Raw genomic sequence first — 19,294 nt, forward strand, 5'->3', positions numbered from 1 at the left:
CGGGGGAGCCTGCATCATGCGGCTTGCCACTCATTTGTCACTCTCCTTTTGCTCTCGAACGCTCACATCCGCAATAGACTTGATACTGCGCCCGCCATGTGTTTCCTGGGCAGGGCTTCGAGCTGCACAACCCTTCATGCGCAAGCCATCCCGAAGACGCGGAATGGGCAACGGACTCGCGACCTCCGCGCGTCCGACGTAGCCGGATCGCACCTTTCTGCATCACGTATTCTATTCATCATGCTTGCCGGTCTGAGAGCGGAGTTGCTCGCCAATCAGAGCAGGATTTCACGACTTGAAAGCCATCACCGGTCGCGCGCGTGTTCATCTAGGAGGACCTGGCGACCTCCTTCCTGAGTCACGAGGACCTCGCCCCGTGTGCAACGCGGTACAGCGGTGTCGGCTATGCGAAGCGGGCTTCGTCTGCGTTGATCTTTGCATCCGAACGCCTACTCCCGTTGTGCCTGCGCCGCTGTCCGCTTGCGCGGTCATGGCCGCGCGATCCTTTTAAGTTCGGGCCGGCTTGCCGATCAGTTCCCGGTATTCATTGGCCGTTGCCGGCTTACGGCCGAGCAGGGCGGCAATGTCTTTCGCCATCATGAACATCTCGAGATTGCTCTTGAGGCGCTCGTCGCTGTTCGGGTATTTCCACGGCGTGTCTTCCGTGCCGACGCGGATATGCAGACCCATCATGGTGGCGAGTGTGGTCATATAGAGCGATGCGCGGCCTGCCGCGCAGACGCTGATAACCGAGGTCGGATCGATCTTGCGAATCTGGTCGACCATCAGGAACATGTGTTGCGTCATGTCCTGGGCGTCGCTAACCCAAGTGCCCGACACCAGCGTGCGGCCGACATTGAACGGCAGACCGTAGAGGATCAGCCAGTTGTACGGCTTCTTGAGAATGCCGGTATCGATCAGCTTGCGCTTGGCAAGCTCGATTTCGCCGGAGCTGTGGACCGCCAGCTCGGGCTTGACCCCTACTTCCTCGAGCGTCATGACGGCCGGCAACGCGAAGGCCTCCGGATGGCCCGGCGCGCAGGGTGCGACTTCGGTCAGGCCTTCGCGAGCGGGACTCAGGCACATATCGAACGTCGTGCCGTTCAGCACGTTCACGTTCGGCACGAAATCGTTGCCGAAGCGGGCGCGCAGCGGCTCGATAACCTGCTTGTACGCTTCGACCGGCAGGATGTCGCGATCCATGCGGCGCCCCTGCGCGTCGGTCATGAACGAGAAGTCGATGTGAACGCCGCAAGCACCGGCCTCGATCACGCTGGTCGCTTCATCCACGTACGCCTGGAAGGACGACGTGTCTTCAAAGCGGCCGGAAACCGCGGCGTTGATTGCGACCTTCTCCGATACGTTCCACTTGGGCTGCAACTCGGCCCCTGCAATGAACTGGTACTCCTCCAATTCGCGTTTGGCGGCTTCCCAGAGTGGCAGTTTTTCGGTCATGATGATCCTCAACACAGGTAGTGAATTTAGGTTCGCAAATCTTCCGAACCCACGGCAATCAATTTGAGAGGTTCTGGCGGGTCGATCCGGAGAAGCCGCGGCCCGTATCCGCCTTGCGCGAGACGCGAAACGTTGCGCTGCGTGGAGGCTTCCCGGATTGCCCGCATAGGCGCTTCGAGCCGCACGTCGTTGGAGGGGAGACCCGAACCCCGGCTGGAGTGCTTGCACACCACGGCGACCTACTCACCACGTCCATATCCACACATTCGAGATCCTCGAGTCCGCTTCTGCCCCTGCGACCCCTACGCGGTAAGAAACGCAGGGATGCAAGGAGCTGGTCACTCTCGTAATTAAATCGGTTTTGCTGAGATAATTCCGCAATTAATCGATTTATATAGAATCATGCGTCATAGAATGAAATAAGTCAAGGAACTCAGGGAAAGCCCTGATGAACGGCGTGTGGGCGACGGTCCTGTGCCGCCTGTCGGTGAGCATTTGTTGAGGAATGAGCGAATGGCCACGTCATACCCACTTTAATCGCTGCAGCGGATCACTTTGACAAGCCCCCAATGACGCGGCCGTGAATGCGCAGACGGAGGTCGTCGATGACCGTGACAGAACCTTGTCGTGGTTGACGCTAACGCTTCATCGTCTCTACGACCTTGAAGCGCAGAAGATCCTCGGGAACCGGCTGTGTGCATACTGCAGGGTGTTGCCGAATCGAAGATTGTTCACCGAACTACCGTCCGACGTTGGGTGACGTAGTCGGGCCCCCGCGATGCTCGCATCCGGTGTCACCCTGCTCTGGGCATACGCGTCGCGCGTACCTAAAGCCACCGTTGTAGCGCAACGAATTTGCGCCCGACGCGGTCGCCCGGGCGACGACGGATGCCGTCGCCACGAGAGCGAAAGCGAAAGCGATTAATACCTTGGAAGGCATGCCGATCAAATTGCGCATGCGAAATTCATTGGATGAGGCATGGAACACTGACCGGGACATTGCCGGTCCCTGTCCTTGCCACGGCGAAGCACCGTGATGCGGTTGGCGATTTTTTGCGCTTCGCGAATACGGTGGCGTGCGCCGGTTCGGTGTTACCCGAGGTTTGCTCGTCATTGATGACGACGCGCCCACCGTCAGCGACGAGGGCGCCCGAAGCCACAGCCATGAGGGTGGATTTGCCCGCGCCGTTTTCTCCGACAGGGTAACGTTGTCAAGTGCCCGCACGCCGGGAAAGATCGTCGCCGCCTCATCGATCTGCAGCAGTGAATGCTGTTCGTTCAGGACTCTAATCAGCTATCAATGCTCGAATACGGCCTTCAGCTTTTCCGGCGGGAGCGCGGAGGTGAGGTCGGCATCCGGCGGTGCCGCGGGATCGCACTTCGGGTCGAGCCCCTTCGCGCTGTCCGCATACGGGAACGGAAGGATCGAAGGGGATTCCTTGTTAACGGTTCCTTGGTAAGCAGCGACGCCCTGGCGTACCGCAAAACGCACGTAAGTCGTCGTGCCGTCGAGTGTGTAATAGGGATATGGCTTGCCCGACTGTTTCGCCGCGACAAAATGGCAGTTCACCTGGTTGTCGCTTGCAATCGTCGCGATGGCGGGGACCGGAAGGTGAGCCTGTTCGAATGCCTTTACGGCGGCCAGCGCGGTTTCGCCACCATCCGTCACGATGGCGTCGATCTTCGGATACTGCGCGATGAGACCAACCGTGGCCTTCTGGGCGTCGACGGGATTCCAATTCGTCACGATGTACTGCTCGTTGAGCAACTTCAGACCCGGGTACTTCTTGAGTCCGCTTCTCAGACCGTCCATGAAGTTTTGGGAGGTGGTCGCTCCGGGCGATCCACCCATGAACACTACATTTCCCTTCTTGAGTGTGGTTCCCAGCCAGTCAGCCCACATGACACCGATCTGCTGCGTATTGCCCACCACGTTGACGACGTAGTCACGGCCGGGTACGCCAGCCATTTGAGCCGAGTACGGGACAACCGCGACGCCCGCCTTCATGGCCGCCCGCATTGCGGGAAGCTGAACCGCGCCGAAGTCAGGAAGAAGAATGAGGACGTTGATGCCCTGCGCGACCATGCTGTTGATGTCGGAATTCGCCTTCTGCGGATCGCCGTTGGCATTGCTGTAGATGACCCGTGTGACATTCTTGCACCGACTGAGCTCGTCCTTGACTTCCGCGAGGCCGGTCTTGCGCCACGTATTACCGCCGTAGCCGTCCGACACGCCGACGATCATCGGCTTCGCGCCGCACATCGGTGTGATGTCGCCTTGATGGTTCGTGATGGAATCTTCCGCCGCGTTGGCAGCGGTACACATCAAACCCGTGGAAAGAAGCAAGCCGGCGCTTATTTGCGCAATGGAGACGAGCATCTTCCCTCGCCAGTATCGAAGATCGCGCCGGTTCTTGAGGCCGCACTGATGAGCGCGCCGAGTCTCTTGCGCAACGAACGGACTTTGCAGTTTTCGCACTGCAGCCTGCAATACGCGAAGCTTGAAGAACATGGTGATCCTCGCCTTGGGTGAAGGATGAGTGATGGAAATGGGCCGATCAGGAAAATGAACTCTCCTGTAGCGGCATTGATACGCGATCCTAAGTGAAGCGATGCGCTACAAGATAGATTTATATCGAATAATGTGTTTCGGGATGAATGAAGTCAAGCCCCCTGGGGAAAGTCCCTGGCAAGGGCGCACGTGAACGCGCCGGGTGCTGCGCATCCACCCACAGGCTGAAAACGAGACCGGCAATGACCTTCCACGATTCTTGACACATGTAATTCTTAGTAGGATCATGCGATATAGGATCAAATGATTCTGATCTAATCGGCCTCCAGGTACGCGTGGCTGGCTCGTGCTGACACTTTCGTTTCGATTGTTCCGCAACAAGGAGAATAGGTAATGGGAAATCAAAAGCTTCGGCTGTCTATCGCCGTTGGCAACTATGACCGCATGCGGCCGCTGATCGATGGTGATGTTCAGATCGACGGCGTAGATCCGGTCTTCATGCTGCAGGAGCCTGAGGAGATCTTCTTTCGCGCGTTTCGGCACGCCGACTACGACATCTGCGAGCTCTCGCTCAGCAGCTACTCGGTCAAGACGGCCGCGGGCGCGTCGTCTTATATTGCCGTGCCGGTCTTTCCGTCGCGGGCGTTCCGGCATACGTCGATCTACGTCCGAGCGGACCGGGGGATCGAGAAGCCTGAAGACCTGAAGGGCAAGCGCATTGGGGTCCCCGAGTACCAACTCACCGCCAATGTCTGGGTCCGTCTCTTTCTTGAGGAGGAGTATGGGGTCAAGGCATCGGACGTGACCTGGGTGCGCGGCGGCTACGAAGATCCGGCCAGAGTCGAGAAGATCGCGCTGAACTTGCCTGGTGACATCAGGCTTGAAGACGCCCCCGAAGGCGAAACCATCTCCGGACTTCTGGCGGCGGGGAAGATCGATGCCGTCATCGGTCCGCGTGCGCCTTCTTGCTTTGACCAGGGCCATCCGCAGGTTCGGTATCTCTTCGACGATCCACACAAAACTGCGGCCGATTGGTATGCGCGCACAAAGCTGTTTCCGATCATGCACACGCTGGGTGTCAGAAAGACGCTCGCCGACCAGCATCCGTGGCTGCCGGGTGCACTCGTGAAGGCATTCGAGAAATCGAAGGCCCTCGCGCTCGCGCGGCTCAGCGAGACCGGGGCGACCAAAGTGACCTTGCCGTTCGTCGAAGATCAGTTGCGGGCAGCGCGCAAGCTGATGGGCTTCGACTTCTGGTCGTACGGATTTGCCGAAAACGAGCAGACCATCGATCGCTTCCTTGCCCAGCATCATGCCGAGGGGCTTTCCAGCCGGCGGTTGCAGCCGCACGAGCTGTTTCACCCTGCGAGCCTCGAAAGCTTCAAGATCTGATTCTTACAGCTGACCTCATTAGGGGCAGCGCGTTGCCAAGCGCGCCTGCCCCGGTACGTCGTTCTCGTCCCCCGATCCGCTCCAGGCCAGGAATCCCGTCTCGAGCCGCGCCGGCTAGCGTCAGCGCAGCGTGCCCGCCAGCGCGCGGCACGTGAACGAAGCCGCCCCGTTGGTGAAGCGGTTTCCATCCTTGCCGACCGCGATGAAACCGCGTTGCTCATCAATCCGAGTTTGAGATTGACCGTAGGCTTGCGGGAGTGCTCGCGGCGCATGTCAGCGTTTCCCGGGTAGCCGCCGGTTGCTATCACCACACCGCCGCGCGCACGAACACGGCTGGCACGTCGGTTGCAAATCACTTCCGCGCCCACGACCGTGCCGTCTTCCGTAATCAGTCGGGTCGCGGATGCGTGTAGCCAGACCTCGACCTGACGATCGCGTAGGGTCTTGTACAAACGGGCGATAAGCGCGTTTCCGCCAACGAGCCGAGTGCCGGGGTGATGATTGAGTCGATCGACACCATGGAGAGGTTAAGCGCTTCAGCAAGTGAACGAACGAGCGTGCGGACCGAGTGAAGGACAGAATGTGAAGGAGAGCGACCAGGTCAAGCATCATGCCGCCGAACGGCGCGAATGCCGGCAGTGGTGCACGCAGGTCCTTAAAATGAGAGCCAAGCTGGCGACCATCGAATTCGAGCGGCGCATGGGCGCGCCCGAACGTGCCACCGGGCAGCTCGGGACAGTAGTCCGGGCAGTTGAGCACGACCACTTCCAGTTCGGAATGACGCAACAGATGGCCGAGGGCGACGCGGCCCTCGGTTTTCTCGAGCAGGAGAGCTCGAGCCCCTTGTTCTCCGTTACGATCGCAGCACTCGTGCCAGCCGCGCCCGCACCAATAATGATAACGTCGACCTCATGACTCAGCGTCTCTTCGTAGCGTTATACATCGTGTATGTGCTTCGCGCTCACTCTAGAGACCTGATTTCAATAGAGTAGCGTGCCGAGGTTGACGCTTCCTGTCCGGTCTCTCGTAGCGAGGACCTTTTCCGTTCCGTCCTTTGTCACCCGCAGCTCGATACGCGAGGACGGCGCAATCAGCCCAGAGAATCGGAAGTCGCCGAAATGGTCGGTCCTGGTTGTGCGTTCGCTTCCATCGGAGGAGTCGCGCAGGACAACTTCGGCACCCTCAAGATTGCGCAGTTGGCCGTCACCCAAGTCTTCGCAGACGTTGCCTGCCACCAGATGGCTGAGCGCATCGTCCAGATTCTTGTAGAAGACGCGCGGCTTGGTGCCTAACTCGGGGCGAATCACTGACAGGTGCTCTTTCTCGACCATTTCTGCCAATTGGGCGTCCTCGACATTGAACGCTCGGATCGCCTTGGTGGGACAAGCTTGTGCGCAGCGCGGCTCTTTCCAGCCGGCGTCGAGCAGGTGAGCGTCGAAGTTCCAGTTCTGCGGCACCTGTTCCTGTTCGTTCCATTCGATCATGCCGTAAGGGCACGTCCCGACCAGATCGCGCTGGCCATGCGACTTGATCGGGTCGATCACGACGACGCCATCCGGACGCTTGTAGATCGCACCGTCCGAAGCCGCTTTGACGCAGGGTGCGTTGTCACAGTGATTGCAAGTCTTCGGGATATAGGTGACATCGACGAGCGAGCCCTCTCCGCGAACGTGGCGTTCGATCCGGATCGTTTCCAGGCCTTCCGGCGGATGAGGCGCGGAATAACCCGGAAAGGCATTGCCGGCGTACTCGTCCTTGGTTGCGAGGACGCAATTTCTGCAATTGATGCAGAGTGAAACGTCAATGACCAGCGCCCAGCCGTTCACGCTGCTTTCCCGAGTTTTGAGTCCCATTTTTCCACCTCCACCCAGCAAGTATTTGGCATGATCCCGTCCGCGGTCGAACTCATTTTTCCACCTGGCGTCAGGAGATTGAGACAGCCTCCGCGATCGACCAGGCCGATTGAAGTCTCGATCATGTCGAGTTCGGCACACGACTCGTTGCCGCGGGCCACCCCCGCCTTGACGAGCTGAGAAACGTCGACGGCACAGATGACGGACGCCTGCGAGTTGTAGACCCGAACCAGATTGCCACGCTGTAGACCGCGAGTTTCTGCATCCCGGGAACTCAATCGCAGGACCCAATATCGATATCCACCGACCTCCATCCGGTGTTCGTCGATCATGCTGATGTGACTGTTCTTCCCGTCCGCATGCGTATGGAAGCTGTAGACCGGATGGTTGGTCACGAGCTGCAGCGGAAAAAACGTTTGTTTCACGGTGCTGGCGCGGTTTATGTACCGGTTGACGGCCGGCCTCGCGGGATCAATCTGTTCGATGCGGCGTAGGCTCGACGGCACGAACTCGAACTTGCCCGACTGCGTCGGCAGCCCGTCGCCAAAGCCGATCGAATACGTGGCAGGTAGCGGATTGGGTTCCGGCAAATCCTTCGGACGGCCTTCCGCAAACCAGCGCATATCGACAGGCGGCTTGTCGTCGTCTTTCGGCGGTGGCACGACGTGATAGCCTTTTTGCAGGAATTTCTTCCAGGTGGTCTGCTTGGGCAAGTCCGTTGAATTGAACATCCGCTCGCACCAGGCCAATTCGGAGCAACCGCCTTCCGAGAACATCCCGCCGTATCCAAGCCTTGTCAGGATGTCCAGAAAGATCTGATAGTCGGACTTCGATTCGCCGAGGGGCTCAATGCATTTGTGCTGCATGGTCACTACACGGTGATTGAGCTGGCTCTGCGCATGCTGGATGTAGCCGCCGCAGTTCGCCCATTCGGAGATGTCATCACGTTCGAGCGCGGTACACGCAGGCAGAATGATGTCTGCGAACTGAGCCTCATTTTCCATCCAGATCGACTGGTTGACGATAAATTCCAGCGATGAATGACGATACGCTTCGACCAGCCTGTTCGATCCCGGCGTTGTACCGAACGATGACGAGCCATAGCGGTACAGCATGTGGATGCGGGAATAGCCCGGCCTCGGATACGAGTATTCGGCAAATTGCCCCTCGATCGAGAAGCCGTCCCAAGCGTAGCCTTCCGCGTGTCCCTCCACGATGGCTTCGGCAAGCCGTTGACGCGGAACGGACTGCTTCACCGGGTTGATCGTGATGATGTGAGGCATGCGGCAGTAGTTGTTGGCCGCGCTCGCGGTGTTGTTCAGATCGCCCGAGATTCCACCCTCGGCGTACCCGGGAAAGTAAAAATTGAGGTCCTGCGGGGCACCGATCTGCAAATTGCCGAAGTTGATCCCCGGTTTCCCCCATCCCTGCATCGCCATCATCATGACGACGCTTCGCGCCCATTGAGCACCTGTCTCGGTGCGGCATGCGCCACCAAAGCCCGCGCCAAGACCGCCCGCTGCGAGATAAGTCTTCTTTGATGCCCACAACTGCGCCAGACTGCGGACATCCTTTGCAGGTACACCGGTTTCGGCTTCTTGCCACTCCGGTGTCTTCGGTGTGCCGTCCTCTTCGCCGAGAACGTAGGCACGCCATTCGTCGAAGCCGGTGGTTTTTGACGCTACGTATTCCTTATCGTAGCTGCCGCTGATCATCCATTCATGCATGATCGCGATCGCGAGCGCCGAGTCGGTACCAGGTTTGATCGGCAGCCATTTTCCGCCAAGGAACTGAGCGGAGTGCGTCAGATAGGGATCGATATGCACGAACTCAATACCGAGGCGCTTGGCCCACAGCCGCCGCTCGGTGCCTTCGAATCCACCATAGACGCCGCTGGTCGATTCGGGATCGCTCGACCAGAACACGATTACCTCGGCATGCTGAAGGCAGTCCTCGGTCGTGCCATAAAAGCTCGGCGTGCCCAGACGCAGGCTGTTGCCGTAGTGATGCATGGCCCCCCAGTACCAGCCTTCCCAACTGATCGGACTCGGTTCGACGCGGGTAAAGCCGATCAGGTTGCCGAAGCGCAGCATCGCGCTCAGGTAGTAGTTGATGTTGCCCCACTGGTGATGTGCGCCCGTGACCATGGCTATCGCTCCAGGGCCGTAGTCCTTCTTCATGCGACGGATTTCTCCAGCGACGATATCGAGGGCTTTGTCCCAGCTGATGCGTTCATAGCCTGAGATCCCGCGATTCTGTGGATTGCGTTCGCCATTCGGGTCGAAGTCGACGCGCTTCATCGGATAGAGGAGGCGCTTTTCGGAGTACACGAGCGATTTGAGGGAGAGCGCGTGCGGGCTGACCGTCGCGCGCCGTGCGGGCGAAAACCGGCGACCTCTCGCCGTGATACTCCAGCTCGGCCCATCTTCCTCTTCGAGATCGATGGGCGTGGTGCGGACGATCTTGTCGTCTTTGACGAAGACGAACACGGGTCCGCCATTGGTGAGTGTGACGTAACGCGTGGTTCCGTCCTTCATCGGCATGCCCTTGCGCCACGCAGCCGTCTTCATCGTGTTGACGAGTTGACCAAACCACACGAGCTTCTGGTCGCTTCCGCCCTGCGTGATCTTGAAGTTCTTGAGCGCATCGATCAGGAACGCATGATCGGTATTCGGCGCGAGCATCTGGCGGGCTGTTGCTACATCCATGAAGACAAGCTCGGCGTCGGGTTTGGGATTCACACCCCAGCTCCCCGACACGGTGCCGTTTCGGAAATGGAGTTGCCTCGAGAGAGTGTTGTCTCTGAGCCGTAGCTGGATGACTCCACTTCCTGTGGCGAGATGGGCGCGCATGGACGGAAACTTGCGTGCCGCAATGCGCAGAACGGTCGGCATGAGCCAGAGGATAAATACAAGGATTTTTCGTTGCATGAGAACGTCACCCCTGAGCAGAACTGCGCTTCGATTGGACGCAACGACTGCCGGTCAGCCATCGGCCGACCAGCCGGCTACCGGGGCTGATCCGAGGCGTCGTTGCCGATAGGGTCTTTCTCATTTTTAGATCCACCTTTTGTCTCCGTGTTTCGGGAACGGTCCGCGACGTCGGTCCAGACTGTTCCAAATTGCGCCTTGATGAGCGAATTTTGCGGAGCAGTGCGACGCAGCGATCGATCACGTTGTATGATCTTACCTGCAACGGATCATTTGCAGGGCAATGATACCGATAAAAATAAACCTACATCGAATGATATTGTTTGGTATAAATAAAGTCAAGTGCTCCTATGGTGGGGGTGCCCTGAGTACTGCTATTCGTGGCCCCGTTTGCCCATACATAAAGGAATGAGGAAATGCCCAAGTCGAATCCCGGCGTCGCCAAGGCAACTTTGGATCGTGAGCCGCCAGGCGAGGCGGCCGCGAAGCTGTCGCCCGAACTATTTGATGAGCGTGGTCGAACTGTGCCGTGGATGGCCAAGACGGTGCGCCGGCTCTATGATGCACAGGGTCAGAAAATTCTCGATAGAGAAAACCTGGCCATTGCGTATTGGTATTACCTCCGCGTACTGGCCGAGCGCGGCGAGTTGAATCAGCTCGAATTAAGTAAGCGAGTGGGGATTGCCTCGACGACCGCAGTGCCGGCACTCGACAACCTGGAAAAGCGCGGGCTGGTGCAAAGAATTCGAGATCCTAAAGACCGAAGGAAGTATTACGTCAGTCTTAAGGACGAGGGTAGGCGCCTGGTCGACGACATGTTGCCGCAGCTCGTGGACATGTTTTCAGCCTCGCTCGACGGAGTTTCCCCGCAGGACATGCAGGTGTTCTGGAAGGTCGCGCACCAGATCGAGAAAAATCTGGTTCAGATGTCCAAGGACGATACGACCTTGGACTGACGGCTTCGGGTGGATATTGCGGTTTACAACGTGCGTCGTAGCCATTCTATCGAAGAGGGAAATAGATCGAAGCGCCGCGAACGCATCGCTGCGACGGCCAGATAGCCGACCATCAGGCCCACCAACGCGGGCACTGATTCGGGCGCGTCAGCCGGTATGGACGAACGCGTCGCTGAAGAAGTCGTCTTCCGGCAAGCCGGCCTTCACGAAGGTGTCGCGCGCGGCGCTCGTCATCGACGGATTGCCGCATGCGTACACCTCATATCCCGCGAGCGAGCCAAAGTCTTCGAGCACGGCCTCGTGCACGAAACCGCGCCGGCCCGTCCACGCCTCGTCGGCTTCGGACAGCACCGGCACGAACTTCACCCGGCCACTGTCATGCCATTTCTGCGCGAGTGCCGCGAGGTAGAGGTCTTCGGCGCAGCGCGCGCCCCAGTACAGATGCAGCGGCCGTTCGAGCCTGCGCTTGATGGCGTCCTCGACGATCGACTTCACCGGCGCGAACCCCGTGCCTGTCGCAAGCAACACGGCGGGCCTGTCCGACCCTTCGCGCAGCGTGAACTCTCCGAACGGCAGCTCAATGCGCAGCCTGTCGCCCTTCGCCATGCGGCTGAGCGCGCCTTCGGAGAACCGGCCGCCGGGCACGTGGCGCACGTGCAACTGCACGCTGTCGTTTTCGTGCGGCGCATTCGCCATCGAATAGTTGCGCCGCGTACCGTCCTCCAGTTCGACCTGCAGATATTGGCCGGCACCGAACTTCGCACGCACGCCCGCGGGCAGCCGCAACTGCAGAATGCTGACGTCGGCGGCCGGCTGCGTGATGCGGTACACGGACGCCTCGAGCGTCCTGCGCGCGACGGGGTCGCGCTTCTCGATGCGGCGTGGCGCGATCGCCAGGTCGGTGTCGGGGCGCAGGCAGCACAGCAGCGCGCGCTCGGCCGGCGCCACCACTGCGCCCTGCACCGGCGAACGCCCGTGGCCCGCCACGAGGCGTCCTTCGCAGGACGCGCAGACGCCCTTGCGACACGAGTACGGCACCGCATAGCCGGCGCGTTCGGCCGCGTCGAGGACGGTTTCACCGGCCGCGCACGGGAACGTTATGTCGCTGTCAGCGACGGAAATACGAAAATCCAAGATATGACCTCCATGCGTTGTTAGCTGGTGTCGGGCGAAGTTCGGGGCGGATCAGTCGATGGGCGTCGGCATCGTGCTCGTCGTTACGTGACCACGTGTGCCGAAACCGCTGCCGTGACCGACCCTCGAAAGGATCACGGAAACACCCGGCGAGAGCGCCGCCGAATGACGGCCAGCGTGTCGCGCACAAGCGCCTCGGGTGCGCATCGCCGCGCATGCCTGCGGATGACACGCGTGTCGCCGAACAGCACGATGCGCGGATGCAGCGCCGGCTCGTGCGCCCGTGCCCACGCGGCGTTGACGGCGATCTCCGGACCGATGCCGTGCGGGCCACCCATCGCCATCGCCCCCCCGGGCCAGGCTCGCGGGCGTCATAGCGGCAACGCGAGCAGCGTGTCGATACGCGAGCTGTCGCACACGACGACGCGCTCGCGCAACCGCACGCCCGCCTCGTCGCGCACGTACACGTCGCAATAGCGGCCCGTCGCGAACAGGTCGGTGGTCCCGTCGCGCATGATGCGCGCGACCATGAACGAGGTTTCGCTACGCGCCTCGGCGCCGTCGTCGCTGACCACGTACGGCTGCCCGAGCAAATGGCGGTAGACGTGCCGTTCATAGATATTGGCGTCGCGCAGCGACGCGACCCGGTCGACCAGCATCCCGTGCGAGGCCGCGTAAATCATGCTGCCCACGAGGCCGCGGCGATGGTTATCTGCAGTCGTGACCCTGTACACACACGACGTGGTGAAGAACTCGGGCCACTGCCCGAGGTCGCCATCGTCGATGCAGCGCACGTATTCGGCCTGCGCGCGGGCGATCAGTTGATGGATGTCCTGCGTCATCGTCAATATCCCATTGCGTTACGGTAGGCCTTCCAGAAGCCGCGAATCGAAGCTTCCGTCACGCGACTCGCGCTGCTGGTCGTGCCGTCGCCGCCCATCTCGATCACCGAGCGTGCGTCGCTTGCCCCGTCGATGCCGCGCTGCACGAAGCCGCCAACGCAGCCGTCTTCCATCGAGACATAGCCGGCCGGGCCCACGAGATTCGACTGGCGCAGACGCATTTCCCGCAACCCGGGCGTATCGTCCTCGAAGCCGAGATAGGTCCAGTTCAGTTCGGTCTGGCGCGCGCCCCGCGGCAGAATCTGGCGCACCGCGATGGCGTTCTGGATCTGCTGCAGCACGAAGCCTGGAAACACTGAAAGAATCTGCAGCGTGATGCCGTCGCCGAACTCGTCGGTGCCCGCAAGCACCGAGGTGTCTTCGAGTTGGTGGCCGCTCTCCGAGCGGATCTTCTGGCCCGCGTAGTCGTTCGTGGCCGCCTGCGCCGCCGCTTCAGCCGCGTGATCGACTGCTGAATAGCTGACGTGATGGCCGCCGGTGGGGTCGACGATGATGCCGCCGCGCTGCGACAGCTTGTTCAACTGGAAGGTGGTGAAGAACAGATGCAGGATGCTCGCATGATAGGAATCCTTCACGTTTTCGAAATAGAGCTTCCAGTTGTTCGGCAGCATCTGCGTGAAGCGACCGAGCACGACGGGCGTGCGGTTTTCGAGTACGCGCGCGATGCGTTCGACGATCTCGTCGCCGAGGTATTCGTCGAGCGGCGCCACGTCGTCGGAGAAGCTGCCGAACACGAGACCGTGCAGCGTCGCTACCCGCAGCTTGCGCAAGCCGTGATCGCCGAGGCAGAAGTCTTCCTTCATACCGCCTTGGCCGTTGATGCCGTCCCGGAACGCGACGCCGAGCAGATCGCCCTGCAGACTGTAGGTCCACGCATGGTAGACGCAGCTGAAGTCCTTCGCGTTGCCCTCGTTTTCCAGGCAAACCATCGCGCCGCGATGCGCGCAGCGGTTTTCGAATGCGTAGAGTTCGCCGTCCGCGTCGCGCGTGACCACCACGGGAGCATCGCCGACGAACGTGCTGCGGAAGTCGCCCGGATTCGGCACCTCGGCTTCGAGGCACAGATAACTCCAGTTCGGACCACGAAAGATCGCCTCCTGCTCGTCCGCATAGATTTCGTCGCTCTGGAACAGCGCATAGGGCACGCGCGTAACGCCCTCGGCGGGCCACTCGATGCTGGCGCGGCGCGCCGGCTGGATGGGGATGATGTTCAAGTTGCTGACTCCGTAGCAGGCATTTGTCAAATGCGGATTGCCGGGGACCGAGGCGGGACTGTCGTTGACAACCTCACCGGGGTGTGTTCGAATATCGTACGTTGTTCGATATGAGAACCAATATGACACCCATCAAAAGTCCTGTCAACACAGAGAGCGGCGCCTTGTCGCCTGTCAAGGACGAGGACGAGACAAGCCAGACCCGCGCGAAGGAAGGCATGGGGGGGCTGGCCAAGGGGTTGGCGATCATCGAGGCGTTCGGCGCGAACACTACGCGCATGACCGTCTCGGACGCGGCCCATCTGGCTGACCTGAGCCGCCCCGCGGCGCGGCGCTGCCTGCTGACGCTCGTCGAGCTCGGCTATCTCGCGCACGACGGTAAGTTCTTTACGCCGCTGCCGCGCATGCTACGGCTGGGTGGCGCCTACCTCAGCACGTCGTCGCTACCGCAGATTGCGCAGCCGCTGCTGGCGAGCGCGCGCGACAGGCTACAGGAGTCCGTGTCGCTGGCCGTGCTGGACGAGGGTTATTCGGTGTTCATCGCACGCGCCGAGGCGGTCCGTATCGTGTCGACCGGCGTGAAGCTCGGTGGCCGCCTGCCCGCCTATTGCTCAGCCACGGGACGCGTGTTGCTAGGCGGCCTGCCTGAAGAGCAGGTGCGCGCGCACCTCGAAAGCGTGCCGATGAAGCGGCTCACCAACCGCACAGTGGCAAATCTCGACGGCGTGCTGAAGGCGATCCGGCGCGCGACAGAGGACGGCTACGCGATCAGTGACGAGGAACTGGAAATCGGCATGTCAGCGATGGCGGTACCGGTGAAGAACAGCGCCGGGCAGATCGTGGCGGCGCTGAGTGTGAGCGTATTTTCAGGGCGCGTAAGCATCGAAACGTTGCGAGAAAACTTCCTGCCGACGCTGCGTGAAACGGCCGGGCGCGTGCAACGCTCGCTATAGGCCAACTGGCGGTCTGCGCATCCGGCCGCTAGGCGTGCTCCCGACTACCGGAGTTTCCTGACGTATGGTGGACGCCACTCAGGCGCACTCGTGTCAATCGAAATCAGCGCGGTGGCCAACAGGCCAGTCCGTTAGCCTGACCGGGTAGGACCGCGGTGCAACGTTGACAAGTGTTAGGTAGTCTAGACGCGCCTGCCACTCTAACTGCTGGTTGCAACATTGTTCGCCGCTCTTGACTGCCGTTCGTCAACCGGTTCGGCATGCAGGAAAGGACCAGGCCTGACGGAGATCACATCGTCGTGACGGCGCGAAACTGGGCGGTAACTGACGATTTCGCCGGTCCCGCGGGCCATCAACCGCGAGAGTGCGAGCCACACAGGCTCGCCGATTTTGTTTGGCAGAAGAGGCGGAGCGCTACAGCAGGGCGGCAAGGTGGCGGCGTGCGATCTCAAGTTCTGGCAGCAGGTGTTCCACCACGCCTTCGCGCGTCATACGGCTTGTGGATACAGAAAGACTCATGGCTGCAATCATTTCGCCACGTGCGTTGCGGATCGGAACGGCGATTGAGCGAATACCGATCTCCAGTTCTTCGTCGATGATGGCGTATCCGTGTTTGCCCACGAATTCAATCTCTTTCATGATGCTGCTGGTCGTAGTACGGGTGTGAGGCGTCAGAGCGGGACGTGCCATTCTGTTCAGCATGAATCTCACCTCGGCCGGTGGTCGCTCTGACAGCAGAACGCGTCCTGTGGCGCTACAGTAAGCAGGCAAGCGCGAGCCAACACCCAATCCGCTAGAAAGGCTGCGCCGATGCGTTGAGCGCGCGACGAAGACTGCATCCTGCGAATCCAGCACAGCGATCGAGGCAGCCTCTTGCGTGCGTTCGCTGGTGATCTCCAGGATAGGTTGTGCGACCTTGGTCAACGGTTCTGAGACTACATAAGCGTAGCCCAGCCTCAGAGCGCGAGGTGCCAGGACAAAACTGTGACCATTCTGCGCGGCATAGCCCAGCCTGCACAGTGTCAGCAAACTCCGTCGTACCGAACCCTTTGTATGGCCGGTTATCTCTGCCGCCTGGGTCAGAGTCAGCGGCCCCTTCTTCATACCGAATGCTTCGATGATGGACAGCCCTTTTTCGAGCCCCATCACGTATTCCGGTTCGTTTTCCCGTGGTTCCTTCCCCTCCGAATGAGACGCCATAAACCCTCGCGAAATTCGAATTTCGTACAAAAGTCCGGTATCCGGAAATTGTAGCCGGGATCTTTGACATCTGATCGGGTATGTAGCGAAATGCAGCAAAGGGCCCGCGATTCCTCGGTGAAACGGGCCTCACTCATTGCTACCTAAAGTCTTCCGACTGCGAAGGAAACTATGAAACCTGAATTACCCAAGCGCCTTATTGTCACCGGCGGTGCCAGCGGCATTGGCTACGCCTTCAGCGAACACCTTGCACAACTGGGGCACCGTGTCGTCATCGCCGACCTGCGAGGCGCCGAGGAAGCCGCGGCACGGCTTCGTGAGGCCGGACATCAGGCCATCGGCCTGCGCACGGACGTTGTCAGCGAGGCGGATGTCGCTGACATGACGGCCGCAGCGGTCTCGGAGTTCGGTGGAATCGATGGGCTAGTCAATAACGCCGCGCTATTTACCACCTTGGCACTCAAGCCGTTTGAGCAGATCACCAATCAGGAATGGATGCGGGTGATGGAAGTCAACACGCTGGGTCCATTTAACTGTGCCAAAGCGGTGTTGCCGCAACTGCGCCAAAGCGGTCGGGGGCGCCTGGTGAACATCGCTTCCACCGTGCCGATGAAGGGGCCGGTGAATATGGCGCACTACGTGGCCAGCAAGGGCGCGGTCATTGCCTTCACGCGTTCACTTGCGCGGGAGCTGGCGAAGGACCTCATCACGGTCAATGCGATTGCTCCGGGCTTCACGCTAAGCGACGGCGTGCTGCAGACTGATCTGCAAGACCGCATTGGTGAAAACGCCCGTACTTCCGGCCGCTGTATCCAGCGCGATCAGGTGCCAAACGACCTCGTGGCGGCGCTGGCGTACCTGGTCAGTGATGGCGCCGGCTTTGTCACCGGCCAGACCCTCGCCGTGGACGGCGGTAGTGTATTCCTATGAGCCAGGCCACCATGAGCCCCATAACCGCACCTTACGAAACACTCGCCCTCTACATCGGTGGCCGTTTTCTGAGCGCCGATGGGCGGCCCGAACAGGATGTGATCAACCCTGCGACTGGCAAGGCGTTCGCCCGATTGCCGCACGCTACGCCTCGGGATCTGGATGACGCCGTGAGCGCAGCGGCCGATGCATTCCAGGTCTGGCGGCACACCCCGGCAATCGAACGCTCAACGCTGCTGCGCCGTGTTGCCTCGTTGATCCGGGAGCGAGCTCCGCAGATCGCCCGAAACATTACGCTCGACCAGGGCAAGCCTTTGACTGAAGCCATTCAGGAAGTACTCAGCTGTGCTGAGCACGCTGAATGGCATGCGGAGGAATGCCGGCGTATTTATGGGCGCGTGATCCCGGCGCGCACACCGGGTGTGCAGCAGACGGTCTCCCGTGAGCCCATAGGTGTTTGCGCCGCGTTCACACCCTGGAACTTTCCCTTCAACCTGGCGCTACGCAAGGTGGTCGCTGCCTTGGGCGCGGGCTGCACGGTGGTACTCAAGGGCCCGGAGGAGTCGCCAAGCGCAGTGGTGGCGCTGGCGCGCATATTCCACGACGCGGGTTTGCCAGCGGGATGCCTCAACGTCGTCTGGGGCGTGCCGTCCGAGGTTTCCCGGCATCTCATCAACGCTCCCGCGGTGCGAAAGATTTCGTTCACTGGCTCCATCTCTGTCGGCAAACAGCTGGCGTCGCTGGCCGGCGCGCACATGAAGCGCATGACGATGGAACTGGGCGGCCACTCGCCGGTGCTGGTGTTCGATGATTCCGACGTAGAACAGGCAGCGCGTTTTCTGGCGCGCACCAAGACACGCAATGCGGGTCAGGTCTGCATGGCACCGAGCCGCTTCTTCGTGCACGAAAAAGTCTATGAGAAGTTCGTGGATGCCTTCGCTGCGGAGTACGCGCCGCTCCGGGTTGGAGACGGCCTCGATCCCCAGACCCAGATGGGACCGCTGGCCCACGAACGACGTTTGGACGCAATGCAGGCCCTGGTGACGGACGCGCGGGAGCGCGGGGCATCGCTGGTTTGCGGTGGCAGCCGTCTGACTGAAACAGGCTACTTCTTCGCCCCGACCATCCTCACCGGCGTGCCCGATACCGCACGCCTGATGGTCGAGGAACCGTTCGGACCCGTTGTGCCGGTAACAAAGTTCAGTAGCACTGAAGAGGCTTTGTCACGTGCCAACGCGCTGCCATACGGCCTGGCCTCCTACGTGTTCACCAGTTCGATCGCGACCGCCGAATACGTTGCTGGCCGTATCGAGGCCGGAATGGTCGGCATCAACCATTTCGGCCTGGCACTGGCCGAGACGCCGCTGGGTGGCGTGAAGGATAGCGGTATGGGCAGCGAAGGAGGCAGCGAGACGTTCGATAGCTACCTCGTGACCAAGTTCGTGTCGCAGGCCGGTCGGGTGCCCTGACATTAACGTGACCGGAGCCATTCGTCCGTGACCCCCGTACGAGCAGACTGGGGTGCATTTCTGAGAACGCGTTCGTATGGTGTCCTCGGCCGACTGCAACGGCACTGGCCGCAGTGCGAGCGAAGAACGGGGACGACGAATCGGCCTATTGACGTAGGAAATCGGGGAGGCAGTCAACGAAAAACATGCATGGCTAGCAAGCTGGCCCCGGCGAACGAATGCCGGCCTTGGTGGGCAAGCCAGGCAAATCATGATGGGAAATGCCAGCACGCCAATTGCCATATGAACTTTGCTTGCCGACGTCGACAGAGGAGGCAAGAGGCGACGGAGGCAGTGTTGGAGAACGAAGGAGGTGGACAAATGAGTGGCAAGCCGCATGATGCAGGCTCCCCGC

18 protein-coding genes and 1 pseudogene are annotated in these 19,294 nt (G+C 60.5%); 8 read left to right on the forward strand and 11 right to left on the reverse strand.

What is annotated here, in order from left to right:
• Nucleotides 1–507: 507 nt before the first annotated feature.
• From P0D80_RS45775 to P0D80_RS45785, 3 genes and pseudogenes are all read right to left on the reverse strand, one after another.
• Entirely contained in the window at nucleotides 508–1,455 is a 948-nt protein-coding gene (locus P0D80_RS45775; protein ID WP_408294304.1) for a 3-keto-5-aminohexanoate cleavage protein, read from the reverse strand.
• A gap of 965 nt (nucleotides 1,456–2,420) precedes the next feature.
• Nucleotides 2,421–2,642 (reverse strand): annotated as a pseudogene (locus tag P0D80_RS45780) (hypothetical protein); the annotation flags it as partial.
• A 110-nt stretch (nucleotides 2,643–2,752) separates the two neighbouring features.
• Complete coding sequence (locus P0D80_RS45785) at nucleotides 2,753–3,700, reverse strand: substrate-binding domain-containing protein (protein ID WP_408179512.1); 948 nt, start codon at nucleotides 3,698–3,700, stop codon at nucleotides 2,753–2,755.
• Nucleotides 3,701–3,733: 33 nt separating this feature from the next.
• Between P0D80_RS45785 and P0D80_RS45790 the strand changes: the two genes are divergently transcribed.
• Nucleotides 3,734–3,988 carry a hypothetical protein gene (locus tag P0D80_RS45790; RefSeq protein ID WP_408294308.1) on the forward strand — a complete coding sequence of 85 codons (255 nt, stop codon included), beginning with the start codon at nucleotides 3,734–3,736 and terminating at the stop codon, nucleotides 3,986–3,988.
• A gap of 372 nt (nucleotides 3,989–4,360) precedes the next feature.
• Nucleotides 4,361–5,359: an ABC transporter substrate-binding protein gene (locus P0D80_RS45795; protein ID WP_408179509.1), complete on the forward strand. Its 999-nt coding sequence runs from the start codon at nucleotides 4,361–4,363 to the stop codon at nucleotides 5,357–5,359.
• Here the strand turns inward: P0D80_RS45795 and P0D80_RS45800 are convergent.
• Nucleotides 5,326–5,820: an FAD-binding protein gene (locus tag P0D80_RS45800; RefSeq protein WP_408294330.1), complete on the reverse strand. Its 495-nt coding sequence runs from the start codon at nucleotides 5,818–5,820 to the stop codon at nucleotides 5,326–5,328. The genes P0D80_RS45795 and P0D80_RS45800 overlap by 34 nt on opposite strands.
• 121 nt (nucleotides 5,821–5,941) lie before the next feature.
• On the opposite strand from P0D80_RS45800, the gene P0D80_RS45805 reads away from it, so the two are divergent.
• Nucleotides 5,942–6,274 carry a hypothetical protein gene (locus P0D80_RS45805; RefSeq protein WP_408179508.1) on the forward strand — a complete coding sequence of 111 codons (333 nt, stop codon included), beginning with the start codon at nucleotides 5,942–5,944 and terminating at the stop codon, nucleotides 6,272–6,274.
• Nucleotides 6,275–6,339: 65 nt separating this feature from the next.
• On the opposite strand, the gene P0D80_RS45810 is transcribed toward P0D80_RS45805, so the two are convergent.
• Entirely contained in the window at nucleotides 6,340–7,212 is an 873-nt protein-coding gene (locus tag P0D80_RS45810; protein WP_408179507.1) for a 4Fe-4S dicluster domain-containing protein, read from the reverse strand.
• A complete protein-coding gene (locus P0D80_RS45815; protein ID WP_408294333.1) occupies nucleotides 7,182–9,896 on the reverse strand; it encodes a molybdopterin-dependent oxidoreductase in 2,715 nt (904 codons plus the stop codon). The genes P0D80_RS45810 and P0D80_RS45815 overlap by 31 nt, the downstream gene beginning before the upstream one ends.
• Between P0D80_RS45815 and P0D80_RS45820 the strand changes: the two genes are divergently transcribed.
• Complete coding sequence (locus tag P0D80_RS45820; protein ID WP_408294335.1) at nucleotides 9,795–10,025, forward strand: hypothetical protein; 231 nt, start codon at nucleotides 9,795–9,797, stop codon at nucleotides 10,023–10,025. The two genes, P0D80_RS45815 and P0D80_RS45820, sit on opposite strands and share 102 nt — an antisense overlap.
• Nucleotides 10,026–10,558: 533 nt before the next feature.
• Nucleotides 10,559–11,098 carry a MarR family winged helix-turn-helix transcriptional regulator gene (locus P0D80_RS45825; protein WP_408179505.1) on the forward strand — a complete coding sequence of 180 codons (540 nt, stop codon included), beginning with the start codon at nucleotides 10,559–10,561 and terminating at the stop codon, nucleotides 11,096–11,098.
• 147 nt (nucleotides 11,099–11,245) lie between these two features.
• Here the strand turns inward: P0D80_RS45825 and P0D80_RS45830 are convergent, their stop codons facing one another.
• From P0D80_RS45830 to P0D80_RS45845, 4 genes are all read right to left on the reverse strand, one after another.
• On the reverse strand, nucleotides 11,246–12,232 hold the full coding sequence (locus P0D80_RS45830) for a 2Fe-2S iron-sulfur cluster-binding protein (protein ID WP_408294314.1): 987 nt from the start codon (nucleotides 12,230–12,232) through the stop codon (nucleotides 11,246–11,248).
• A gap of 134 nt (nucleotides 12,233–12,366) precedes the next feature.
• Nucleotides 12,367–12,570 carry a hypothetical protein gene (locus P0D80_RS45835; RefSeq protein WP_408294316.1) on the reverse strand — a complete coding sequence of 68 codons (204 nt, stop codon included), beginning with the start codon at nucleotides 12,568–12,570 and terminating at the stop codon, nucleotides 12,367–12,369.
• Between the two features lie 33 nt (nucleotides 12,571–12,603).
• Nucleotides 12,604–13,074 carry an aromatic-ring-hydroxylating dioxygenase subunit beta gene (locus P0D80_RS45840; RefSeq protein WP_132379608.1) on the reverse strand — a complete coding sequence of 157 codons (471 nt, stop codon included), beginning with the start codon at nucleotides 13,072–13,074 and terminating at the stop codon, nucleotides 12,604–12,606.
• 2 nt (nucleotides 13,075–13,076) lie between these two features.
• Entirely contained in the window at nucleotides 13,077–14,348 is a 1,272-nt protein-coding gene (locus P0D80_RS45845) for an aromatic ring-hydroxylating dioxygenase subunit alpha (protein ID WP_408294320.1), read from the reverse strand.
• 122 nt (nucleotides 14,349–14,470) lie between these two features.
• Here P0D80_RS45845 and P0D80_RS45850 point away from each other — a divergent pair, with 122 nt between their 5' ends.
• A complete protein-coding gene (locus P0D80_RS45850; RefSeq protein WP_408294322.1) occupies nucleotides 14,471–15,301 on the forward strand; it encodes an IclR family transcriptional regulator domain-containing protein in 831 nt (276 codons plus the stop codon).
• A 414-nt stretch (nucleotides 15,302–15,715) separates the two neighbouring features.
• Here the strand turns inward: P0D80_RS45850 and P0D80_RS45855 are convergent, their stop codons facing one another.
• Entirely contained in the window at nucleotides 15,716–16,447 is a 732-nt protein-coding gene (locus tag P0D80_RS45855) for an IclR family transcriptional regulator domain-containing protein (RefSeq protein ID WP_243658385.1), read from the reverse strand.
• Nucleotides 16,448–16,672: 225 nt separating this feature from the next.
• On the opposite strand from P0D80_RS45855, the gene P0D80_RS45860 reads away from it, so the two are divergent.
• Both P0D80_RS45860 and P0D80_RS45865 read left to right on the forward strand, forming a co-directional pair.
• Nucleotides 16,673–17,431 carry an SDR family NAD(P)-dependent oxidoreductase gene (locus tag P0D80_RS45860; RefSeq protein ID WP_408179500.1) on the forward strand — a complete coding sequence of 253 codons (759 nt, stop codon included), beginning with the start codon at nucleotides 16,673–16,675 and terminating at the stop codon, nucleotides 17,429–17,431.
• Between the two features lie 11 nt (nucleotides 17,432–17,442).
• Complete coding sequence (locus tag P0D80_RS45865) at nucleotides 17,443–18,900, forward strand: NAD-dependent succinate-semialdehyde dehydrogenase (RefSeq protein ID WP_408294327.1); 1,458 nt, start codon at nucleotides 17,443–17,445, stop codon at nucleotides 18,898–18,900.
• Nucleotides 18,901–19,294: the final 394 nt, after the last annotated feature.

This window comes from Paraburkholderia sp. RL17-373-BIF-A, from assembly GCF_046030175.1.
Lineage (GTDB): Bacteria > Pseudomonadota > Gammaproteobacteria > Burkholderiales > Burkholderiaceae > Paraburkholderia.

Excerpts from the sequence above, each read along its gene's own strand:
- P0D80_RS45775 (WP_408294304.1), bottom strand. The coding sequence starts at position 1,455 with ATGACCGAAAAACTGCCACTCTGGGAAGCCGCCAAACGCGAATTGGAG.
- P0D80_RS45785 (WP_408179512.1), bottom strand. The coding sequence starts at position 3,700 with ATGATCGTCGGCGTGTCGGACGGCTACGGCGGTAATACGTGGCGCAAG.
- P0D80_RS45795 (WP_408179509.1), top strand. The coding sequence starts at position 4,361 with ATGGGAAATCAAAAGCTTCGGCTGTCTATCGCCGTTGGCAACTATGAC.
- P0D80_RS45810 (WP_408179507.1), bottom strand. The coding sequence starts at position 7,212 with ATGGGACTCAAAACTCGGGAAAGCAGCGTGAACGGCTGGGCGCTGGTC.
- P0D80_RS45815 (WP_408294333.1), bottom strand. The coding sequence starts at position 9,896 with ATGCTCGCGCCGAATACCGATCATGCGTTCCTGATCGATGCGCTCAAG.
- P0D80_RS45825 (WP_408179505.1), top strand. The coding sequence starts at position 10,559 with ATGCCCAAGTCGAATCCCGGCGTCGCCAAGGCAACTTTGGATCGTGAG.
- P0D80_RS45835 (WP_408294316.1), bottom strand. The coding sequence starts at position 12,570 with ATGGGTGGCCCGCACGGCATCGGTCCGGAGATCGCCGTCAACGCCGCG.
- P0D80_RS45840 (WP_132379608.1), bottom strand. The coding sequence starts at position 13,074 with ATGACGCAGGACATCCATCAACTGATCGCCCGCGCGCAGGCCGAATAC.
- P0D80_RS45850 (WP_408294322.1), top strand. The coding sequence starts at position 14,471 with ATGACACCCATCAAAAGTCCTGTCAACACAGAGAGCGGCGCCTTGTCG.
- P0D80_RS45855 (WP_243658385.1), bottom strand. The coding sequence starts at position 16,447 with ATGGGGCTCGAAAAAGGGCTGTCCATCATCGAAGCATTCGGTATGAAG.
- P0D80_RS45860 (WP_408179500.1), top strand. The coding sequence starts at position 16,673 with ATGAAACCTGAATTACCCAAGCGCCTTATTGTCACCGGCGGTGCCAGC.
- P0D80_RS45865 (WP_408294327.1), top strand. The coding sequence starts at position 17,443 with ATGAGCCCCATAACCGCACCTTACGAAACACTCGCCCTCTACATCGGT.